This window comes from Immundisolibacter sp. (genome assembly GCF_041625615.1).
Lineage (GTDB): Bacteria > Pseudomonadota > Gammaproteobacteria > Immundisolibacterales > Immundisolibacteraceae > Immundisolibacter.
In genome coordinates this window covers 1-5,962 of record NZ_JBFJTF010000135.1, presented here as the reverse complement: position 1 = coordinate 5,962, position 5,962 = coordinate 1, and the positions used below count along the sequence as shown (strand labels likewise).

General features: G+C 67.3%; 5 protein-coding genes. All 5 read right to left on the bottom strand.

The genetic code is table 11. The annotated features are described in order from the left end of the window. Window positions 1-140: 140 nt before the first annotated feature. Window positions 141-2,219 carry a polyribonucleotide nucleotidyltransferase gene (gene pnp, locus ABYX71_RS09930; protein WP_372696341.1) on the bottom strand — a complete coding sequence of 693 codons (2,079 nt, stop codon included), beginning with the start codon at window positions 2,217-2,219 and terminating at the stop codon, window positions 141-143. A 68-nt stretch (window positions 2,220-2,287) separates the two neighbouring features. Continuing rightward, window positions 2,288-2,557 (bottom strand): 30S ribosomal protein S15, encoded by a 270-nt coding sequence (gene rpsO, locus ABYX71_RS09925; RefSeq protein ID WP_372696340.1) that lies wholly within the window; start codon window positions 2,555-2,557, stop codon window positions 2,288-2,290. 132 nt (window positions 2,558-2,689) lie between these two features. Continuing rightward, on the bottom strand, window positions 2,690-3,595 hold the full coding sequence (gene truB / locus ABYX71_RS09920; RefSeq protein WP_372696339.1) for a tRNA pseudouridine(55) synthase TruB: 906 nt from the start codon (window positions 3,593-3,595) through the stop codon (window positions 2,690-2,692). Then, window positions 3,592-3,939: a 30S ribosome-binding factor RbfA gene (gene rbfA / locus ABYX71_RS09915; RefSeq protein WP_372696338.1), complete on the bottom strand. Its 348-nt coding sequence runs from the start codon at window positions 3,937-3,939 to the stop codon at window positions 3,592-3,594. The genes truB and rbfA overlap by 4 nt, the downstream gene beginning before the upstream one ends. A gap of 5 nt (window positions 3,940-3,944) precedes the next feature. Continuing rightward, on the bottom strand, window positions 3,945-5,962 hold a 2,018-nt coding region (gene infB / locus ABYX71_RS09910), incomplete at its 5' end, for a translation initiation factor IF-2 (RefSeq protein WP_372696337.1).

The following is a 5,962-nucleotide window of genomic DNA, read 5'->3' as shown; positions in this document are numbered from 1 at the left end:
CTGAACGGGCCGGCCTCCCCCGCCGGCACACGGTCACGGGGAGGCGGACAGATACGAAAAAGCCGGCGAAATGCCGGCTTTTTCGTATCTGCGATTCACGGCCTTTCGGCCGTGAATCGCCACCACTTCGGTTACTTCGGTTACTCGCCTTCCGCCAGAGCCTTCATGCTCAAGCGAATGCGGCCCTGCTTGTCGACCTCCAGCACCTTGACGCGCACCGCGTCGCCCTCGGCCAGCTTGTCACTGACCCGCTCCACGCGCTCCTCGGAAATCTGCGAGATATGCAGGAGCCCATCGCGACCGGGCAGGATGGTCACAAACGCCCCGAAGTCCATCAGACGCGCCACACGGCCCTCGTACACCATACCGACCTCAACATCGGCGGTGATGCGCTCGATCAACCCACGCGCCTCCTCGGCCGCGGCCCGATCCACCGAGGCGATGCGCACCGTGCCGTCGTCGTCGATGTCGATGGTGGTGCCGGTCTGCTCGGTGATGCCGCGAATGGTCACGCCACCCTTGCCGATCACATCGCGGATCTTGTCCGGATGGATCCGCATGGTCAGGATGCGCGGCGCGTAGTCGGACATCTGTTCGCGCGGCGCCGCCAGCGCCTTGGCCATTTCACCCAGAATGTGCATGCGGCCTTCGCGCGCCTGCTCGAGTGCGGCCTGCATGATCTGACCGGTGATGCCGGTCACCTTGATATCCATCTGCAGCGCGGTCACGCCGCTGGCGGTACCGGCCACCTTGAAGTCCATGTCGCCCAGGTGATCCTCGTCGCCGAGGATGTCCGACAGCACCGCGAAACGGCTGCCGTCGGTGATCAGGCCCATGGCGATACCGGCCACCGGCTCTTTCACCGGCACACCGGCGTCCATCAGCGACAGGCTGCCGCCGCACACGGTGGCCATGGAGCTCGAACCGTTCGATTCGGTGATTTCCGACACCACGCGCAGCGTGTACGGGAACGTGCCCTTGGGCGGCAGCACCGCCGCCAAGGCCCGCTTGGCCAAACGACCGTGACCAATCTCGCGGCGCTTGGTGGCGCCCATGCGGCCGGTCTCGCCCACGCAGTACGGCGGGAAGTTGTAATGCAGCAGAAAGTCGTCTCGGTACTCGCCCTCGAGCGCGTCGATCACCTGCGCGTCGCGCTCGGTGCCCAGCGTGGTCACCACCAGCGCCTGGGTTTCGCCGCGCGTGAACAGCGCCGAACCGTGGGTACGCGGCAGCACGCCGGTGCGGATGCTGATCGGCCGCACCTGGCGGGTGGTACGGCCGTCGATACGCGGCTGCGCATCCAGGATGCGTCCGCGTACGATGCCCTTTTCCACCGACGAGAACAGCGCCTGCACTTCCTGCGCGCGCTCGCCGTTTTCACCGGCCAAATGCGCCACCCGCTCGCGAACCTGGGCCACCGCTTCCTGGCGGGCCTTCTTGTCCGCGATGGAATAGGCGTCCTTGAGCGGCTGCTCCACCACCGCCACCACGGCGGCCTCGAGCGCCTCGTCCTTCTCCGGCGGCGTCCAGGGCCACGGCTCGACGCCGGCTTCCTGCGCCATCTCGCGGATCGCCTGCAGCACCGGCAGGAACGCCTCCTGGCCGAACAGCACCCCGTCGAGCATGACCGACTCGGGCAGCATGCTGGCCTCGGACTCGACCATGATGACGCCTTCCGACGTACCGGCGACCACCAGATTCAGATCGGACTCGGCGGTCTCCTTGTAGCTGGGGTTCAGCACGAAGGCACCGTCCTTGTAGCCGATGCGGGCCGCACCAACCGGCCCCTGGAACGGCACACCGGCCAACATCATCGCCGCCGATGCGCCGATCATGGCCGGAATGTCCGGATCGACCTCGTCGTCGGCCGACAACACGGTCGGCACCACCTGCACTTCGTTGTAGAACCCCTTCGGGAACAACGGCCGCAGGGCGCGATCAATCAGGCGCGAGGTGAGGATCGCCTTCTCGGAGGGACGCGCCTCGCGCTTGAAGAAGCCCCCGGGAATGCGGCCCGCGGCGTACGTACGCTCGACGAAATCGACCGTCAGAGGGAAGAAATCCTGCCCCGGCTTCACGCTCTTGCTGGCGGTAACCGCCACCAGCACCACGGTGTCGCCCATGCGGACCATCACCGAGTGTGCCTGTTTGGCGATTTCCCCTGTTTCCAGGCTCAGCGTGTGCCGACCGAACGGAATTTCTTTACGGATCAATTTCACGTGGCGTTCTTCCTATGCTTTGGAACGTTCGATCCGCCCGCCCGGCGGTGGCGAACCGGAGGGCTGCCTCAGCGGCGCAGGCCCAGACGCTCGACCAGCGCGCGATAGCGATCGTTGTCGCAACGCTTCAGGTAATCGAGCAATTTGCGCCGCTGCGCAACCAGTTTGAGCAGACCGCGGCGCGAATGGTGGTCCTGACGGTGCAGCTTGAAGTGCTCGTTGAGCTGCTCAAGACGCGCCGACAGCAGCGCGACCTGAACCTCCACCGAACCGGTGTCATTGGCGCCGCGCCCGTAGGACTGCACCAGTTCGGATTTCTTCTCGACACTGAGCGACATGGATTGACTACTCCGGGAAAACTACCGCTGACCGACCGCGGAAAAACGGGGGATTATACCGATGCGCTTGCCGCGCACTCAAGTTACGCCGACCCACTGTGGACAGTGGGCGAACAAACGGCTGATATGAGCTCAAACGTCATGCCCGACAAGGCGGCGCGGCACCAGCTGTGCACCGACCCGCTCGACCATGCCCAGGAATTCGCGCCGCATTGAAAAAACCGCCACCCAGCCCTGTGCAGCGCCACCCGCGACGGACAACGGCTGGCCGTGACGCAGGCGCTCCGCCTCGGCGTCGGAGACGACATGCTGCGGCAGATGGCTGAGGGCGTCTGACAACGGCGTCAAGCAGGCATCCAGCGCGTCGGTGTCGGCCGCACGCTGCGCCAGGGCCTCGAGCGTGACGGCCCCCGACAACGTGAGGTCACCGACCCGCACGCGTCGCAGCGCAGTCAGGTGCGCGCCACATCCAAGCGCCTCGCCGATGTCTTCGGCCAGGGTGCGTACATAGGTGCCCTTGGAACAATCGACGTCCAGTTCGAGCTCCGTGCCGGCATGCTCGCGCAACTCCAGACGCGCGATATGCACCGTGCGTGGCTCTCGCTCGACGGTCTCACCACGACGGGCCAACACATACAGGCGCTCGCCGTCGCGCTTGAGGGCGGAGTACATCGGCGGCACCTGTTGCAACTCGCCGGTGTGCGCCCGCAACACGGCCTCCAGTTGCGCACGATCGACCGTCACCGGCCGCTCGCGCAACACCTCGCCGGAACTGTCACCGGTGCGGGTGGTGACACCAAGGCGCAACCGCGCTCGATAGCCCTTGTCGGCGCCAAGCAGGAACCGCGATACCTTCGTGGCCTCGCCGAAACACAACGGCAACAGCCCGCTGGCCAGCGGATCGAGGGTGCCGGTATGCCCCGCCTTGGCGGCATTGAACAGGCGCCGGGCGGTCTGCAAAGCCTGGTTGGACGTCAGCCCGCTCGGTTTATCCAGCAGCAGCACGCCACTGACCGCACGGCCCCGGCGACGGCTCAATGGCTACCCTCGTCCTGGGCAGCAATCTGTCGCAACAGGGCATCGACGTTCGAAGGCTCGTCGTACTCGAACCGCAGCTCCGGCATCCGCCGCAGATGCAGTGCCGCCGCCAGACAACGCCGCAGGAAACCGGCGGCGTTGCGCAGCCCAACGCCCGCCTCGGCGGCATCGGCGCCGCCCAGCACGCCAAAGCGCACGCGGGCGATGCCCAGGTCCTTGCTGACGGTCACCTGATGCACGGTGATCAGGCCCGTCACGCGCGGATCCTTGACCTGTCGCAACGCGGCCGGAAGCTCGGCAGCTATTGCCTGCGCCACCCGCCGGGTTCGATCGACGCCCTGCATACGGGTTAAAGGGTACGCTCGACCGTCACGCGCTCGTAGCACTCGATCTGGTCGCCGACCTGGACATCGTCGTACTGCTTGACGGCGATACCGCACTCGACGCCGGCACGCACCTCGGTGACGTCGTCCTTGTGACGGCGCAGCGACTCCAGCTCACCTTCGTAGATGACCACGTTGTCGCGCAGCACGCGGATCGGGCAGCGGCGGCGCACGACCCCTTCCGAAACCATGCAGCCGGCCACCGCGCCGAACTTGGCCGAGTGGAACACCTCGCGAACCTCTGCCAGGCCGAGGATGGTTTCCTTGACCTCCGGCTCCAGCAGCCCGCCCAGCGCCCGCTTCACCTCGTCGATCACCTCATAGATGATGCTGTGGTAGCGAACATCGACGCCCACTTCCTTGAGCAGCTTGCGGGCGGTGGCATCGGCGCGCACGTTGAAGCCGACCAACACGGCACCGGTGGACAGCGCCAGGTTGACGTCGGTCTCCGTAATGCCGCCGACGCCGGAGCCGACGACCCGCACACTGACCTCATCGGTTGCCAGGTTCAGCAGCGAGGCCGCGATGGCCTCGACGGAGCCCTGCACGTCACCCTTGATGATCACGTTCAGCGACTTGATCTCGGCCGCGCGCAACTGGCTGAAGATGTCGCCACCGCTGGCCGCCTCGCGCCGCGCCAGGGCGGCCTCGCGCGCCGTCTGCTGACGGAACTGGGCAATGTCGCGCGCCTTGCGCTCATCCTCGACGACGTTGAACACGTCACCGACATTCGGCACGCCCGACAGGCCAAGCAACTCCACCGGCCGCGACGGGCCGGCCTCGAGCAGTGTCTGTGCGTGCTCGTCCAGCAGCAGGCGTGCACGCCCGTACTCGCCGCCGGCGAGCACCATGTCGCCCCGCTTGAGCGTGCCGGCCTGTACCAGCAGGGTGGCGACCGGGCCGCGACCTCGGTCGAGTTTGGACTCAACCACTACGCCCATGCCGGGGCCATCCGCCACCGCCTTGAGCTCCATGACCTCGGCCTGCAGCAGCACGGCCTCGAGCAATCCCTCGATGCCCTCGCCCGACTTCGCCGACACCGGAACGAACTGCACGTCGCCACCGAAGTCCTCGGCGATCACCTCATGCTGGATCAGCTCCTGCTTGACGCGCCCCGGATCGGCCTCGGGCTTGTCGACCTTGTTGACCGCCACCACCAGCGGCACGCCGGCCGCCTTGGCATGCTGAATGGCCTCGATCGTCTGCGGCATCACGCCGTCGTCGGCGGCCACCACCAGAATGACGATGTCGGTCAGCGCCGCGCCCCGCGCGCGCATGGCCGAGAACGCAGCATGCCCCGGTGTGTCCAGAAACGTGACGGCACCGCGCGGCGTTGTCACGTGATAGGCCCCGATGTGCTGGGTGATGGCGCCGGCCTCACCGGACGCCACCTGCGACTTGCGGATGTAATCCAGCAACGTGGTCTTGCCGTGATCGACGTGTCCCATCACGGTCACCACCGGCGCCCGCGTCACGGCGTCGCCGGTCGGAACCAACTCGTCCAGCAGGGCTTCGGGGGTCTGTGGCGCCGCCGCCTTGGCGGTGTGGCCCATTTCCTCGACCACCAGCATGGCCGTGTCCTGATCCAGCGCCTGGTTGATGGTGGCCATCTGCCCCATGCCCATGAGGCACTTGATGACCTCCGCCGCCTTCACGGACATGCGGCTGGCCAATTCGGCCACGGTAATGCTGTCCGGAACCTCAACCTCACGCGTGATGGCACCCTGCGGGCGCTCGAACTTGTGGCGGCTGGCCTGCCGGTTGGCGCCCGGCCGGGAACGGCTGCGCAGCCGCCCGGCGCCATCATCGCCGAACCCACCACGCTCGTCGCGACCACCCTGGCGGCGCTTGCCAGCGCCGCGTCCGGGCTCCTCGCGGCGCGGCGCCGGACGGGCGGCCGGCTTGGGCCGCTCCGGGCGCTCCACCCGAGCCGGACGGGCCGGCTCGGCCGCGGGCGCTTCCGCCGCCGCCGGCTGCGCCGGCT

Coding starts and splice junctions, on each gene's coding strand:
- rpsO (WP_372696340.1), bottom strand. CDS start 2,557: ATGTCGCTCAGTGTCGAGAAGAAATCCGAACTGGTGCAGTCCTACGGG.
- rbfA (WP_372696338.1), bottom strand. CDS start 3,939: ATGCAGGGCGTCGATCGAACCCGGCGGGTGGCGCAGGCAATAGCTGCC.